Genomic DNA, 15,614 nt, shown 5'->3' with positions numbered 1-15,614 from the left:
GCGCAGCACGGACGGACCGGTCGCACCACGGCCGCGCGGACCCAAAAAAAACGCCCGGCGAACCGGGCGGCGTGCGTATTGCGTTGACCGTTATTGCGGCGGCAATTCGATCTGGTCGATCGACGGCTGCAGCTTGATCGGGTCGTGCGCATGGGTTTGCAGACGTTCCATGTGCTTGACGACCTGGCGATCCAGCTTGTCGATCAGCAGATCGATCGCAGCGTACAGGTTGCCGTTTGCGCTTTCGACGAAGATGTCCTTGCCCTTCAGGTGCAGATTGATTTCTGCGCGCTGCTGCTTGTCCTTTTCCTTGTGGTTGTCGACCGAGAGGATCACAGTGCCATCGATCACCTGATCGCTATGGCGTAGCACCCGGTCCAGCTTGGTGATCACGTATTCGCGAATTGCAGGCGTGACTTCCAGATGATGTCCACTGATCTTCAGGTTCATAGTGCTTCTCCAAGCGAGTGACCACCCGGCCGCATCGAGGCGGCGCTCCGGTCGACTTGCCCGCGCCGCACGCGGCGGCGGAATCGCGGACAGGTCGCCCGGCCTGTTCCCCGTGTGCGCGGTGGCCGGAACACGCCTGCCGCCGGGCAGGCAGCAGGCTTAAAGAGACTTGCGCAGATTCACTGCCGGGATCTTGAGGGCTTCGCGATACTTGGCAACCGTGCGGCGCGCGACCACGAAACCCTGTTCTGCCAGCAGCTCGGCAATGCGGCTGTCCGAAAGTGGCGATTTTGGGTCTTCAGCTCCTATCAGTTGCTTGATCAGGGCTCGGATGGCGGTCGACGATGCGGCGCCTCCGGTGTCGGTCGAAACGTGTGATCCGAAGAAGTACTTAAATTCGAGCGTCCCGAACGGGGTCAGCATGTACTTGCCGGTTGTCACACGGCTGACAGTCGACTCGTGTAGGCCCAGCGTATCAGCTATTTCCCGCAAAACCAAGGGGCGCATGGCAATTTCACCGTGCGCAAAGAAATTCTTTTGACGCTCGACAATCGCCTGCGCGACACGCAGGATCGTGTCGAATCGCTGCTGGATATTCTTGATCAGCCACCGTGCCTCCTGCAGCTGCTGTTTCAGCGAACCGGCCGCCGGATCGCCGCGGCTGTTGCGCAGGATGTTCGCGTAGAGGTTGTTGATCCGCAGGCGCGGCATCACCTCCGGATTGAGTTCCGCGAGCCAGCCCTGGCCGGCCTTCTTCACGATGATGTCGGGCACGACGTAGTCGGCCTCGGCCTTGCCGTATGCAGCGCCCGGGAACGGCTCGAGCGAGCGGATCAGCGCATGCGCGTCGCGCAGTGCGTCGTCGGTCGCCTTCAGGTGCTTGCGCAGCCGCGTGAAGTCGCGCGCGGCGAGCAGTTCGAGATGCTGCGACACGATTTCCAGCGCGAGCGTCCGAGTCGGGGACGGATCAAGGCGCAGCAGCTGCAGCTTCAGGCATTCGGACGCCGAGCGGGCACCGACTCCGGGCGGGTCGAAACTATGCAGCAGCGCGAGCGCGGCATTCAGCTCGTCGCCGTCGATCTCCAGTTCCGGCGGGAGGTCGGCGAGCACCTCGTCGAGCGACGCCGTCAGGTAGCCGTCGTCGTCGAGCGATTCGATCAGGAACATCACGAGTGCGCGGTCGCGCGGGCTGGCCTGCGTGACGCGCAATTGCGCGGACAAGTGGTCGCGCAGCGACGTCGCCGCTTCCTGCACCTGCAGCGGCGGGAGGTCGTCGTCGTCCGATGCGCCGCTCGAACGGCCGAATTCGTCGAGATTCCACTGCGGGCCGTCGCCGGCGTCGCCGGACGCGTAGCCGTCGTATTCGTCGGCGCCGGCAGGTTCGTCGCGTTCGGCGCGATCGCTTGACTGGGTGCTGCCGTTGGACGCGCTCGGTTCGGCATTCTGGCCGGCAGGCGTCTGCGCGATCAGCGATCCGTCCGCGGCGACCCGCAGCGGACTCGCGATCCATTCGTCATCGTTCTCGAGCAGCGGATTCTGCGCGACGGCCATCGCGACTTCCTGCTGCAGTTCGAGCGTCGACAGCTGCAGCAGCCGGATCGACTGCTGAAGTTGCGGGGTCAGCGCTAGATGTTGCGACAGGCGGAGTTGAAGGCTGGCTTTCATGGCAATGAGGGAGTCATACCGGCAGTTTGCCACGACCCAGGCGCATTGAGCCATCCGCGATTACGCGCGGCGCGGCGCCCGGCCGCGCACAGGCCGCCGCGCGACGCGTGCGCGCGCCACCGCACGGCGATGCCGCGCAGGCGGCAGCCAGCGAAGAGGGGAGTTACATGCGGAAGTGTTCGCCGAGGTACACGCGGCGCACGCTTTCGTTTTCGATGATTTCGCTCGGCGCGCCGGCGGCGAGCACCGAACCGTCGCTGATGATGTACGCGTGGTCGCAGATGCCGAGCGTTTCGCGCACGTTGTGATCGGTAATCAACACGCCGATATTGCGCTGCTTCAGGAACTTGACGATCTTCTGGATCTCGAGCACCGCGATCGGATCGACGCCGGCGAACGGTTCGTCGAGCAGGATGAAGCTCGGATTCGTTGCGAGCGCGCGCGCGATTTCCACGCGGCGGCGTTCGCCGCCCGACAGCGACAGCGCCGGGTTCTCGCGCAGATGGCCGATCTGCAGTTCGTCCAGCAGCGCCTCGGTGCGCGACGCGATCGCGTCCTTCGACAGCCGCTTGCCATCTTCGCCGTGCTGCAACTCGAGCACCGCACGGATGTTTTCCTCGACGGTCAGCTTGCGGAACACCGAAGCTTCCTGCGGCAGGTACGACAACCCGAGCGACGCGCGCTTGTGGATCGGCAGCAGGCTGATCGAGCTGCCGTTCAGCGAGATCTCGCCCGCATCGAGCGGCACGAGGCCGACGATCATGTAGAACGACGTCGTCTTGCCGGCGCCGTTCGGGCCGAGCAGGCCGACGACTTCGCCGCTCTTCACGTCTAACGACACGTCTTTCACGACGGTGCGCGAGCCGTAGCGCTTCTTCAGGTTGCGGACGACGAGCGAGCTCGTGGTGCCGGCCGGCTGGCGGTTCGGGAGCGCGTTCATTGACCCGGCGCTCCCTGGATCGTGGTCGACGGCGACAGCTTCGCCGGCGCGCCGTTCAGCGGCCCGGCGCCGCCGTTCTTCGGCGACAGCATCGCGCGCACACGGCCGTTCGGATTACCCGGCGCCGCGACGTCCTTGCCGCCCTTCGCGGTGTAGAAGTCGTGCTGGCCGTCGTACGTGATCACGCTGCCGTGCACGGTGTCGGCGATCGTCGACGTGCCCTGCAGGCGGCGCACGGTCGCGGCGGTCGTCAGCGTCGTCAGGTCCTGCTTGCCGTCGTAGTCGATGCGCTCGGCGTCGCCGTCGATGTATTCGTCGAGGCCCTCGCGCTTCTGGCGGAACGTCGCGTGCTTCTTGCCGCTGCCGAACGACGTCGCGTACTGATAGCCTTCCGGGTCCTGGCGCACTTCGACGCGATCGCCCTTGATGATGATCGTGCCCTTCGTGATCACGACGTTGCCGGTCGCGACGGTCACCTGCTTCAAGTCGTCGTAGGTCAGGTTGTCGGCCTCGACGTTGATCGGCTTGTTCTGGTCGGCCTTCTCGGCATGGGCGAGCGGCGCCAGCCCGACCAGCGGGAGCGCCACGAGCGTCGCGGCGAGCGCGGCGCGGACGGCGCGCGCAGCGCCGCCGGAATTCTGTCGAGGGAACGGTTCGTTCATGCAGTCACGTGAGGGATGCGTCACTTGGGTTGGCCTTTCGAGCCGCCGGACGTGTCCGCCGCGGCGATCGTGCCGCGCACGTTGCCGTAAAGCTCGATGACCCGGGTGACGTTGTTGTACTTCATGCCGTCGGTCGCGTTGACGAGCGACAGGCCGCGCTGAAGTTTAACCGGCTTTTCGGTCTGGATCACATCGTCATTGACGAAGATCCGGAAATGCTGGGAATCGGCCTGCATCTGCGGATCGCCGCCGCCGGCCATGCGCACGATGCGCGCGTCGTCGTACAGATCGACGATCGTCACGTCGCCGTTGACCGTGCCGCGCTTCGCGGTGGTCGTCACGACGGGCTTGCCGGGCTGGAACGCGCGCATGGCCGGATCGGTCAGGTCGCTGCTCTCCGTGTCTTCGTAATGGATCAGCTTCGCGGCGGTGAGCCGGTACTGCGTCGTGCCGGTCTGGTCGAGTTCGGTGACCGAGAAGTTGTCGGCGAAGTAGTCGGGCGTGTGGCGCTTCGGCTGCGCGGCGCCCTCGCCGGGCGGCGGCAGCGTCGCCTGCAGCAGCCACCATGTGATGCCCGCGAGCGCGGCCACCGCGACGAGCGGCAGCAGTTGGGTCCAGCGAAAATGCGTGTTCATCCGTCAGGCTCCGCAGGCAGCCGCGAGCAGCGCATCGTAGCGGCGTTGCGCGCGCAGGATCGCGTCGCACACCTCGCGCACCGCGCCGTGACCGCCGCGGGCCTCTGCCACCCAGTGCGCGCGGGCGATCACCTCGGGGTGCGCGTTGGCAGGCGCGGCCGCGAAGCCACAGCGCAGCATCACCGGCAGGTCGGGCCAGTCGTCGCCCATGTAGCCGCACGCGTCGGCGCCGATGCCGAGCGATGCGATCAGATCGGCGAACACGGCGAGCTTGTTCTCGACGCCCTGGAACAGGTGCGCGATCTTCATTTCCTTCGCGCGCGCCGCGACGATGTCCGAGCGGCGGCCGGTGATGATCGCGGTCGCGATGCCGGCCTCGCCGAGCAGCTTCACGCCATGGCCGTCGAGCGAATTGAACGATTTCATCGCGTCGCCGGCCGCCGTAAACAGCAGGCCGCCGTCGGTCAGCACGCCGTCGACGTCGAAAATCATCAGCTTCACGCGGCTCGCGCGTTCGGCCGCTGTCAGCGCTGCGCTCATCAGATCACCTTCTTCGAAAACAGGTCGTGCATGTTGAGCGCGCCGATCAGCGCGCCGTCCGCATCGACCACGAGCATCTGGTTGATCCGGTGGCGCTCCATCAGTTCCACGGCTTCGACCGCGAGCTGGTCCGGGCCGATCGTGCGCGGTGCGCGCGTCATCACGTCGGCGATCGGCAGCGTGCGGAAATCGCCTTCGCGCGCGAGCACGCGGCGCAGGTCGCCGTCGGTGAAGATGCCGGCCACGCGGCCGTCTGCGCCGATCACGGCGGTCATGCCCATCCGCTTCGCGGTGATCTGGAACAGCGCATCGGATAGCGTCGCGTCGAGCCCGACGCGCGGCACGTCGTCGCCCGACCGCATCACGTCGCGCACGTGCGTGAGCAGGCGGCGGCCGAGCGCGCCGCCCGGATGCGAGCGCGCGAAGTCCTCGGAACCGAAGCCGCGCGCGTCGAGCACCGCGACCGCGAGCGCATCGCCGAGCGCGAGCGCGGCGGTCGTGCTCGCGGTGGGCGCGAGGTTCAGCGGGCACGCTTCCTTCGAGACCGCGGCGTTCAGGTTCACGTCGGCGAGGGTGCCGAGGCTCGATTCCGCACGGCCCGTGATCGCGATCAGCTTCGCGCCGATGCGCTTGACGAGCGGCAGGATTGCGACGAGTTCTTCCGACTCGCCGGAGTACGAGATGCCGATGAAGACGTCGTCGGAGGTGACCATGCCGAGGTCGCCGTGGCTGGCCTCCGCAGGATGGACGAAGAAGGCCGGCGTGCCGGTGCTTGCCAGCGTCGCCGCGATCTTGCGGGCGATATGCCCCGATTTGCCGATGCCGGATACCACGACGCGCCCGCGGCAGCCGAGCAGCAGCGCAACGGCGTGGACGAAGTCGCCGTCGAGCTGGTCGCGCAGCGCGCGCACGGCGTCCGCTTCGATGTCGAGCACGTCGCGGGCGAGCGCGAGCGCCCGATCATCATTGATTTTCGCTATCATGCGCGGAGTATAGCAAAGGCGTTTGTTCGCCGTGCCGCACCTTCGGACGCGTGCCGAGGTTGCCGGCCCATCGCCACCACCCGCGCCCGCATTGCCGCGGCCCCGACGAACGAGGACGCTTCGCCCGTGATTTCCCCGCTCGAAATGACCCTGCTGCTGCTGCTGGCCTCGGTGGTGGGCGTCGTCGTATTTCGCTCGCTGAACCTGCCGCCGATGCTCGGCTACCTGACCGTCGGCATCCTGGTCGGCCCGCACGCATTCGGCGTCGCCGCGGATCTCGAACGGGCCGAGCATCTTGCGGAATTCGGCGTGGTGTTCCTGATGTTCTCGATCGGCCTCGAATTCTCGCTCGCGAAGCTGCGGGCGATGCAGCGGCTCGTGTTCGGCCTCGGGCTGCTGCAGGTGGTCGCGACGCTCGCGGTCGCAGTCGTGCTCGGCGCGTTGTTCGAGCGCTGGGTGCACATCACGTGGCAGGGCAGCGTCGCGCTCGGCGGCGCGCTCGCGATGTCGTCGACGGCGATCGTGTCGAAGATGCTTGCCGAGCGGCTCGAGATCGAGACCGAACACGGCCGCAACATCTTCGGCGTGCTGCTGTTCCAGGATCTCGCCGTGGTGCCGCTGCTGATCGTGATCGCCGCGTTCGGCGCCGAGTCGTCGAAGGACCTCGCGCTCACGCTCGGCTTCGCGGCGGTGAAGATCGTGATCGCGCTCGCGTTGCTGCTCGTCATCGGTCAGCGGTTCATGACGCGCTGGCTCAACGTCGTCGCGCGGCGCCGCTCGCAGGAACTGTTCGTGCTGAACCTGCTGCTCGTCACGCTCGGCGCCGCGTTCATCACCGACCGCTTCGGGCTGTCGCTCGCGCTGGGCGCGTTCATCGCCGGGATGCTGATCTCCGAGACGCCGTTCCGCCATCAGGTGGAGGAGGACATCAAGCCGTTCCGCGACGTGCTGCTCGGCCTGTTCTTCGTGACGACGGGGATGCTGCTCGATCCGCGCGTGATCTGGGAGCATCCGCTGATCGTGCTCGGCTTCTTCGTCGGGCAGATCCTGTTCAAGGCGACGATGATCGCGGGGCTCGCGCGCCTGTTCGGCGCGACGCCGGGCGTCGCGATGCGCACCGGTATCGGGCTCGCGCAGGCCGGCGAATTCGGCTTCGTGCTGCTGAACCTGATCCTCGACCGGCATCTGGTCGACTCGACGCTGCTGCAGGCGATCCTCGCGTCGATGCTGCTGTCGATGCTTGCCGCGCCGTTCCTGATCCAGAACGCGGACCGGATCGTGATGCGGCTGTCGTCGACGGAATGGATGCAGCAGTCGCTGCAAATGACGCGGATCGCGACGCAAAGCCTGAAGCAGCGCGGCCACGTGATCATTTGCGGCTACGGGCGCGCGGGCCAGAACCTGGCGCGCATGCTCGAACAGGAAGGCATTTCGTACGTCGCGCTCGACCTCGACCCCGATCGCGTGAGCGCGGCCGCGACGGCCGGCGAATCGGTGGTGTTCGGCGACGCCGCGCGCCGCGAGTCGTTGCTCGCGGCCGGCATCCATCGCGCGGCGGCCGTCGCGATCACGTATGCGAACACGCCGTCCGCGCTGCGCGTGCTGCATCACGTGCATGAACTCGAGCCGACGCTTCCGGCGATCGTGCGCACGGTCGACGACGCCGATCTCGAGAAACTGCTCGCGGCCGGTGCGACCGAAGTGATTCCGGAGATCGTCGAGGGCAGCCTGATGCTTGCGTCGCACACACTGGTGCTGGTCGGCGTGCCGATGCGCAAGGTGGTGCGGCGCGTCGAGGAGATGCGCGACGAACGCTACAGCTTGCTGCGCGGCTATTTCCACGGCGCGGACGATGCGGACGACGACGACCACGAGCAGGTGCGGCTACAATCGGTGCCGGTCGATGCGCGCGCGGACGCGGTCGGGCGCTCGCTGGAGGAACTGGGGCTGTACGTGCTCGGGCTGGAAGTCACGGCGATCCGCCGGCACGGCATCCGCGGCGTCGAACCCGATCCGCAGACGAAGCTGCGCGCAAGCGATATCGTCGTGCTGCGCGGGCTGCCGGAAGCGCTCGCGCTCGCCGAGGAGCGGCTGTCGCGCCACCGGCGCGAACCGCCCGCTGCGGTCGCATGACGCCCGGTCGGATCGACCAGCCGATTCAATAACCTGACCCGTATTTACTCGAAACGGTGCCCGATCTTCGCGCACCGTTTTTTTCGGAGAGTTTCATGCCGCATTCGTCGTCGGGCGCACCGCTCGATCCGGTCGCCTTCATCCATAGCCAGATCCGCACGGTGCCGGACTGGCCGCAGCCGGGCGTGATGTTCCGCGACATTACGACGCTGCTGCAGAGCCCGAAGGCGCTGCGCATCCTCGTGGATCTGTTCGTCGAACGCTATGTCGATGCGAAGCTCGACTACGTCGCGGGGCTCGACGCGCGCGGCTTCATCATCGCGCCGATCGTCGCGTATGAGCTGAGCGTCGGCTTCGTGCCGATCCGCAAGGTCGGCAAGCTGCCGTACAAGACGCGCTCGGAATCGTACGACCTCGAATACGGCAGCGCGACGGTCGAGATCCACGAAGACGCATGCCGCCCCGGCGACCGCGTGATCATCATGGACGACCTGATCGCGACCGGCGGCACGATGATGGCGGGGCGCAACCTGTTGCAGCGGCTCGGCGCGGTCGTGGTCGAGGGCGCGGCGATCATCGATCTGCCGGATCTCGGCGGCTCCGCGCTGCTGCGCAATGCGGGGTTGCCGGTCTACACCGTCACCGAATTCGCCGGCCACTGAACCGGTGAGCCACTGAACGCCGCCCACGCCGCGAGGTCACGATGCCCAATTTCATGCTGTTTCTCGCCACGTCGATCGCAATCACGTTCGCGCCCGGTCCGGACAACCTGCAGGTGCTCGCACGCGGGATCTCGCAAGGGCGCGCGGCCGGTTTCGTCGCGGCGCTCGGCTTCACGGCCGGGATCCTGTTCCATACGACACTCGCGGCGCTCGGCGTCGCGGCCGTGCTGCGCTCGTCGCCGGTCGCGTTCCAGGCGCTGAAGCTCGCGGGCGCCGCGTATCTGATTTGGATTGGCATCAAGGCGCTGCGCAGCCACGGCCTCGCGAATGCCCATGAGCGGCCGCCTCAGCCGCTCGGTGCGATCTTCCGGCAAAGCGTGATCGGCAACCTGATGAACCCGAAGGTCACGCTGTTCTTCGTCGTGTTTCTGCCGCAGTTCGTCGATCCGCGCGGCACGCAGGGCGTGACGCTGCAGATGTTCGAGCTCGGCGCGCTGTTCATGCTGCAGACGGCCGCCATCTTCTCGTTGTTCGGCGTTGGCGCCGGTGCGATCGGCGCATGGCTGAAGCGTCGCCCGAAGGCCGGCGTGTGGCTCGACCGGATCGCAGGCGCGACGTTCATCGCGATCGGCATTCACGTTGCCCTGAAGGACTGAAGCCGATGACGTTTCCGTGCATCGCTGCTGCGCGCCGCTTCGATCGGGCCGCGCACCTGCGCTTCGAGATCGCCGGCCGACAGGTCGGCTGGGTGCGGCGCCGGGACGTCGCGAAGCTCGTGCGCTGGCCTGACGTGTTTGAACTGACGGACGAGCGCGTCGTGCTGTCGGCACGCTACGACACGGTCGACGCGCGCAGCATGGCGCTCGCGAGCGCGATCGGCGCGCTCGCGGCCGAAGGCGCGATTCCGGGCTGGCGCGACGAAATCTACGCGATCCGCAACCGCTTCGACGATCCGCCGCTCGCGTATATCGAGCGCGCCGCGTCGCGCTTCTTCGGCACGCAGACTTATGCGGTGCATCTGAACGGCATCGTAGAATATGCGGTTGCACCGGGTTCGCCGGCCGCGCCGCAGATGTGGCTCGGCCGCCGCAGCGCGACCAAGTCCACCGACCCCGGCATGCTCGACAACGTCGTCGCGGGCGGCATCGGTTGGGGGCTGGGCGTTCAAGAGACGCTCATCAAAGAATGCTGGGAAGAGGCCGGCATGCCGGCGGAACTCGCGGCGCGCGCGATCGCGGGCCGCGCGGTGCAGGTGTTGTGCTCGCTGCCGGAAGGCACGCAGTCCGAACTGATCTTCGTGTACGACCTGCCGTTGCCGCGCGACTTCGCGCCGCACAACCAGGACGGCGAAGTAGCAGAGCATCTGCTGGCCGGCGTGCCGGAAGTGATCGCGTGGCTGCGCGAAGGCCGCGCGACGATGGATGCGAGCCTCGCGATGCTCGACACGCTGCTGCGCCATCGCTGGCTCGCGGCGGCCGATGCCGAGGGCATCGACGCGCTGTTCGCGCCGGCCGCATAACGCGCCGCATGCGAGGCCGTGGCCGAGGCCCGCGCCTCGCGCGCGGGAGGCGGCCGAACGCGCGCCATTTGACGAATACCGAAACGAAGGAGTAGCGGTCATGTCGACCGATCACAGCTTTATCTTGAAACTGTCGTGCCCCGACCGGCACGGCATCGTCCACGCGGTCTCGGGCTTCCTGTTCGAACGCGCCAACAACATTCTCGATTCGGCGCAGTTCGGCGACAGCCGTACCGGCGAGTTCTTCATGCGCGTGCACTTCGTGCAGGACGGCGGCGGCGCGGATGCCGCGTCGGCGCTCGACACGCTGCGCCAGGAATTCGCGCCGCTCGCCGAGCAGTTCGCGATGCGCTGGGAGATGCACGACGCGGCGGTGAAGCCGCGCGTCGTGATCATGGTGTCGAAGATTGGCCACTGCCTGAACGACCTGCTGTTCCGCTATCGCACCGGCCAGCTGCCGATCGAGATTCCGGCGATCGTGTCGAATCACAAGGAGTTCTACCAGCTCGCCGCGAGCTACAACATTCCGTTCCATCACTTCCCGCTCGTCGGCGGCTCGTCCGAGGCGGCGAAGGCCGCGCAGGAAGCGCGCGTGCTGGAGGTGATCGACGAGCACCAGGCCGATCTCGTCGTGCTCGCGCGCTACATGCAGATCCTGTCGCCGAACATGTGCCAGCGGCTCGCCGGCCGCGCGATCAACATCCACCATTCGTTCCTGCCGAGCTTCAAGGGCGCGAAGCCGTACTACCAGGCGTTCGACCGTGGCGTGAAGCTGATCGGCGCGACCGCGCACTACGTGACGACGGACCTCGACGAAGGCCCGATCATCGAGCAGGAAGTCGAGCGCGTCGATCACAGCATGACGCCCGACCAGCTCACCGCGATCGGTCGCGACGTCGAGTGCGTGACGCTCGCGCGCGCGGTGAAGTGGCACGTCGAACACCGGATCGTGCTGAACGGGACGAAGACGGTCGTGTTCCGCTGATCGCGGTTCGCGTCGGGCGGCCCGTGCCGCCCGACGGCCGCTGAAAGCAAGAACGCCGCGCTCGACGGAGCGCGGCGTTTTTGTTTGGATGACGAGTGGGGCGGCGGCGCGCGGCCGTCAGATCAGCCGCAGCATGTACAGCTCGCGCTTCAGGTACGCATAGAAGATCGGCGCGGCGATCACGCCCGGCAAGCCGAACGCGGCTTCCATGATCAGCATCGCCAGCAGCAGCTCCCACGCGCGCGACTCGATCTGCCCGCCGATGATTTTCGCGTTCAGGAAGTATTCGAGCTTGTGGATGATCACGAGGAACGCGAGCGACGCGATCGCGGTGCCCATGCTGACCGACAGCGACACCGCGACGATCAGCGTGTTCGAGATCAGGTTGCCGATCACCGGCAGCAGGCCGACGATGAACGTGACGAGCACGAGCGTCTTCGACAGCGGCAGCCGCTGGTGAAAGACCGGCAGCGCGACGAGCAGGTAGATCGCGGTGAATGCCGCGTTGATCGCCGAGATCTTGATCTGCGCGAACACGATCCGGCGGAAAGACTCGGCGAAGCGCGACACGCGCGTGACGAGCGCGGTCGACAGCGGCCGGCGCACCTTGCCGTGCTCGACGCCGATCGCGATCATCGCGCCGATGATCATCCCGAACAGCACGTGGCCGAAGCCGCGCGCGACGCTCTTGCCGCCTTGTTGAAGCTGATCCATGTGCGAGTGCATCAGCAGCGCCGCCTTGGCCTTCATCTGTTCGACGTCGACCGGCAGCAGGTTCGCGATCCAGGCCGGCGTGCGTGCGCGCGTCTGCTCGACGATCTGCATCAGCTGGTCGAGCAGGCTCTGCAGGTTCGGCACCGTGTGCTCGAAGTGCTCGATGATGCCGATCGTCAGGCCGGTGAGCCCGCCGACGATCGCGATCGACAGCAGCACGACGGCGACCCAGCGCGCGCGCATGCTTGTCGTGTGGCGTTCGATGACCGGCGCGATCGTATGGATCAGCTGATAGACGAGCAATCCGGCGAGCAACCCGCCGAGCAGCTTGAGCTCGATGACCAGCACCATCGCGACGAGGGCGAACAGATAACTGCCGATCTCGATCGCCGACAGCTTCGGCAGGCTGAAGTCGCTCGTCAGCCGCACGCTGCGCAGGTGCGGCTCGCGGCTTTGGGCGTCGCGCGACTCTTGTTGCTTCTCCATCGTGGATTCCTGTCGTTCGGGTGTCGTGACGCGCGGTACGCGGCAGGACGGCGGTCGGCCGGCGCCGCACCGGATTGGTGCGGATGGCGAACCTTACGACCGTAAAGTATAGCTGCCATTATGGTCCGCCTCGGGACAGTTTGGCTCGTGGTGTAAACGCAGAGGGGAAAACCGCGGGAGGGAAAACGATGACGCCGGGGCTGCCGCGAATTCCGTTCCCGCGCGCGGCCGGCAGCCACGCGCGGGAACGGCGGTCGTCAGCCGGCCGCAGCCTTGCGGGCAGGACGCTTGAGCAGCGGCGCGAGATACTTGCCGGTAAAGCTCGCCTTGGTCTTCGCCACCTGCTCGGGCGTGCCCTGCGCGATGATCTGGCCGCCGCCGGCGCCGCCTTCGGGGCCGAGATCGATCACCCAGTCGGCCGTCTTGATCACGTCGAGGTTGTGCTCGATGATCACGACCGTGTTGCCCTGGTCGCGCAGCCGGTGGATCACCTCGAGCAGCAGCGCGATGTCGTGGAAGTGCAGGCCGGTGGTCGGCTCGTCGAGGATGTACAGCGTGCGGCCCGTGTCGCGCTTCGACAGCTCCAGCGACAGCTTCACGCGCTGCGCCTCGCCGCCCGACAGCGTCGTGGCCGACTGGCCGAGGCGGATGTAACCGAGGCCGACGTCGAGCAACGTCTTCAGCTTGCGTGCGATGACCGGCACCGCGCTGAAGAATTCGTATGCGTGTTCGACCGTCATGTCGAGCACTTCACTGATGTTCTTGCCCTTGTACTGCACTTCGAGCGTTTCGCGGTTGTAGCGCTTGCCGTGGCACACGTCGCACGGCACGTAGACGTCCGGGAGGAAGTGCATCTCGACCTTCAGCACGCCGTCGCCCTGGCACGACTCGCAGCGGCCGCCCTTCACGTTGAACGAGAAGCGGCCCGGATCGTAGCCGCGCTCCTTCGCGGTCGGCACACCCGAGAACAGCTCGCGGATCGGCGTGAACAGGCCGGTGTACGTGGCCGGGTTCGAGCGCGGCGTGCGGCCGATCGGCGACTGATCGACGTTGATTACCTTGTCGAAGTGCTCGAGGCCCTCGATCGCCTCGTGCGGCGCGGGCTCCGCCGACGACCCGTACAGGTGGCGCGCGACCGCGTGGTACAGCGTGTCGTTGATCAGCGTCGACTTGCCGGAGCCCGACACACCCGTGATGCAGGTCAGCAGGCCGACCGGCAGTTCCAGATCGACGTGCTTCAGGTTGTTGCCGTGCGCGTCGACGATGCGCAGCATCCGTTCGGGATCGGGCGCGATCCGTTCGTCCGGATACTCGATCGTGCGCTTGCCGACCAGATATTGGCCGGTGAGCGACTGCGGGTTCGACTGCACCTGCTTCGGCGTGCCTTCGGCGACCACGACGCCGCCGTGCTCGCCCGCGCCCGGGCCCATGTCGACGACGTAGTCGGCCGTGCGGATCATGTCCTCGTCGTGCTCGACGACGATCACCGAGTTGCCGAGGTCGCGCAGGTGCTTGAGCGTGGCAATCAGCCGGTCGTTGTCGCGCTGGTGCAGACCGATCGACGGCTCGTCCAGCACATACATCACGCCGGTCAGCCCCGAGCCGATCTGCGACGCGAGCCGGATCCGCTGCGCCTCGCCGCCGGACAGCGTCTCCGCGCTGCGCTCGAGCGACAGATAATCGAGCCCGACGTTGTTCAGGAAGGTCAGGCGCGCGACGATTTCCTTGATCACCTTGTCCGCGATTTCGCGCTTCGCGCCGTCGAGCGACAGGCCGTCGAAATAGCCGAGCGCGTCGCGCAGCGGCCAGCCGCTGATTTCATAGATGCCGCGCGCGTAGTCGCCGGTGCCGACGCGCACGTGGCGCGCTTCGCGGCGCAGCCGCGTGCCGTCGCACGACGGGCACGGCTGGTTGTTCTGGTATTTCGCGAGCTCTTCGCGCACCGCGACCGAATCGGTCTCGCGGTAGCGGCGCTCGAGGTTCGGGATGATCCCTTCGAACACATGCTCGCGGATCGTCGTGCGGCCGCGCTCGTTGATGTACGAGAACGGGATCGTCTGCTTGCCTGAGCCGTACAGCAGCACCTTGCGGATCTTTTCGGGGAGATCTTCGAACGCCGCGTCGATGTCGAATTCGTAGAACGCCGCAAGGCTCTGCAGCATCTGGAAGTAGAACTGATTGCGGCGGTCCCAGCCTTTCACGGCGCCGGCGGCGAGCGACAGCGACGGGTGCGCGACAACCCGCTTCGGGTCGAAGAACGTGATCTGGCCGAGGCCGTCGCATTCCGGGCACGCGCCCATCGGATTGTTGAACGAGAACAGGCGCGGCTCGAGCTCCTGCAGCGAGTACGAGCAGATCGGGCACGCGAACTTCGAGCTGAACAGGTGTTCGCGGTCGGTGTCCATCTCGAGCGCGATCGCGCGGCCGTCGGCGAGGCGCAGGGCGGTCTCGAACGATTCCGCGAGGCGCTGCTTCATGTCCGGGCGCACTTTAAGGCGGTCGACGACGACGTCGATCGTGTGCTTGTCGTTCTTCTTCAGCTTCGGCAGCGACTCGACCTCGTAGATCTTCGCGACGCCTTCGTTCGCGGTGCCGCCGCCCGAGCGCACGCGAAAGCGCACGAAGCCCTGCGCCTGCATGTCCTCGAACAGCTCCGCGTGCTCGCCCTTGCGGTTCGCGACGACGGGCGCGAGGATCATCAGTTTGGTTTCCTCGGGCAGCGCGAGCGCCGCGTCGACCATCTGCGAGACGCTCTGCGCCTCGAGCGGGATGTCGTGGTCCGGGCAGTACGGCGTGCCGACACGTGCGAACAAAAGTCGCAGGTAGTCGTGGATTTCGGTGACCGTGCCGACGGTCGAGCGCGGGTTGTGCGACGTTGCCTTCTGCTCGATCGAGATCGCCGGGGACAGGCCTTCGATCAGGTCGACGTCGGGTTTCTCCATCAGCTGCAGGAACTGGCGGGCGTACGCGGACAGGCTTTCGACGTAGCGGCGCTGACCCTCGGCATAAAGGGTGTCGAACGCAAGCGACGACTTGCCCGACCCTGACAACCCGGTAATCACGATCAGCTTGTGGCGCGGCAGGTCGAGATTGACGTTTTTCAGGTTGTGGGTGCGTGCCCCACGGATACGTATCTGTTCCATGAACCTGGCGAAAATGGAGGGAACCAAACCTGCTACTATAACGGCTTTTCGAGGCCGTCGTTGGGGGCCCCCAGCCTTTGCAGCAGCTGGCAGCAAC

At 66.6% G+C, this 15,614-nt stretch carries 14 protein-coding genes; 5 read left to right on the top strand and 9 right to left on the bottom strand.

Going from position 1 to position 15,614, the window contains the following annotated elements; translation table 11 throughout:
* Positions 1–90: 90 nt before the first annotated feature.
* From raiA to kdsD, 7 genes are all read right to left on the bottom strand, one after another.
* Positions 91–450, bottom strand: a complete 360-nt coding sequence (gene raiA, locus KDW55_RS07005) for a ribosome-associated translation inhibitor RaiA (protein WP_006477786.1) — start codon at positions 448–450, stop codon at positions 91–93.
* A gap of 159 nt (positions 451–609) precedes the next feature.
* Complete coding sequence (locus tag KDW55_RS07000) at positions 610–2,115, bottom strand: RNA polymerase factor sigma-54 (protein ID WP_040142008.1); 1,506 nt, start codon at positions 2,113–2,115, stop codon at positions 610–612.
* Between the two features lie 163 nt (positions 2,116–2,278).
* On the bottom strand, positions 2,279–3,055 hold the full coding sequence (gene lptB / locus KDW55_RS06995; RefSeq protein ID WP_040142006.1) for an LPS export ABC transporter ATP-binding protein: 777 nt from the start codon (positions 3,053–3,055) through the stop codon (positions 2,279–2,281).
* Positions 3,052–3,717 (bottom strand): lipopolysaccharide transport periplasmic protein LptA, encoded by a 666-nt coding sequence (gene lptA / locus KDW55_RS06990; protein ID WP_040142004.1) that lies wholly within the window; start codon positions 3,715–3,717, stop codon positions 3,052–3,054. Before lptA ends, lptB begins: the two co-directional genes overlap by 4 nt.
* Positions 3,718–3,737: 20 nt before the next feature.
* Positions 3,738–4,352: an LPS export ABC transporter periplasmic protein LptC gene (gene lptC, locus KDW55_RS06985; protein WP_040142002.1), complete on the bottom strand. Its 615-nt coding sequence runs from the start codon at positions 4,350–4,352 to the stop codon at positions 3,738–3,740.
* Between the two features lie 3 nt (positions 4,353–4,355).
* Entirely contained in the window at positions 4,356–4,892 is a 537-nt protein-coding gene (locus KDW55_RS06980) for an HAD family hydrolase (RefSeq protein ID WP_040141999.1), read from the bottom strand.
* Positions 4,892–5,875: an arabinose 5-phosphate isomerase KdsD gene (gene kdsD, locus KDW55_RS06975; RefSeq protein ID WP_069241758.1), complete on the bottom strand. Its 984-nt coding sequence runs from the start codon at positions 5,873–5,875 to the stop codon at positions 4,892–4,894. Before kdsD ends, KDW55_RS06980 begins: the two co-directional genes overlap by 1 nt.
* A gap of 126 nt (positions 5,876–6,001) precedes the next feature.
* On the opposite strand from kdsD, the gene KDW55_RS06970 reads away from it, so the two are divergent.
* The 5 genes from KDW55_RS06970 to purU all read left to right on the top strand — a co-directional run bounded on the left by KDW55_RS06970 (position 6,002) and on the right by purU (position 11,174).
* A complete protein-coding gene (locus KDW55_RS06970) occupies positions 6,002–8,008 on the top strand; it encodes a monovalent cation:proton antiporter family protein (RefSeq protein ID WP_212160848.1) in 2,007 nt (668 codons plus the stop codon).
* Positions 8,009–8,103: 95 nt separating this feature from the next.
* The gene (locus KDW55_RS06965; protein ID WP_040141994.1) at positions 8,104–8,670 is read left to right on the top strand and encodes an adenine phosphoribosyltransferase; all 567 of its coding nucleotides are present in this window, start codon (positions 8,104–8,106) and stop codon (positions 8,668–8,670) included.
* A 41-nt stretch (positions 8,671–8,711) separates the two neighbouring features.
* Positions 8,712–9,326: a LysE family translocator gene (locus KDW55_RS06960; protein WP_212160849.1), complete on the top strand. Its 615-nt coding sequence runs from the start codon at positions 8,712–8,714 to the stop codon at positions 9,324–9,326.
* 5 nt (positions 9,327–9,331) lie between these two features.
* Entirely contained in the window at positions 9,332–10,189 is an 858-nt protein-coding gene (locus tag KDW55_RS06955) for an NUDIX hydrolase family protein (RefSeq protein ID WP_069241756.1), read from the top strand.
* Between the two features lie 100 nt (positions 10,190–10,289).
* Positions 10,290–11,174 carry a formyltetrahydrofolate deformylase gene (purU, locus tag KDW55_RS06950; protein WP_040141987.1) on the top strand — a complete coding sequence of 295 codons (885 nt, stop codon included), beginning with the start codon at positions 10,290–10,292 and terminating at the stop codon, positions 11,172–11,174.
* Positions 11,175–11,291: 117 nt separating this feature from the next.
* Here purU and KDW55_RS06945 read toward each other — a convergent pair whose 3' ends face one another.
* Positions 11,292–12,374: an AI-2E family transporter gene (locus KDW55_RS06945; protein ID WP_040141985.1), complete on the bottom strand. Its 1,083-nt coding sequence runs from the start codon at positions 12,372–12,374 to the stop codon at positions 11,292–11,294.
* A 257-nt stretch (positions 12,375–12,631) separates the two neighbouring features.
* Positions 12,632–15,517, bottom strand: coding sequence for an excinuclease ABC subunit UvrA (gene uvrA / locus KDW55_RS06940; protein WP_040141983.1), 2,886 nt, complete (start codon positions 15,515–15,517; stop codon positions 12,632–12,634).
* Between the last annotated feature and the right edge of the window lie 97 nt (positions 15,518–15,614).

Origin of the sequence: Burkholderia sp. AU19243 (assembly GCF_018148075.1) — a bacterium.
GTDB classification, from domain to species: Bacteria; Pseudomonadota; Gammaproteobacteria; order Burkholderiales; family Burkholderiaceae; genus Burkholderia; species Burkholderia latens_A.
This window is presented reverse-complemented; position numbering and strand designations above follow the sequence as displayed.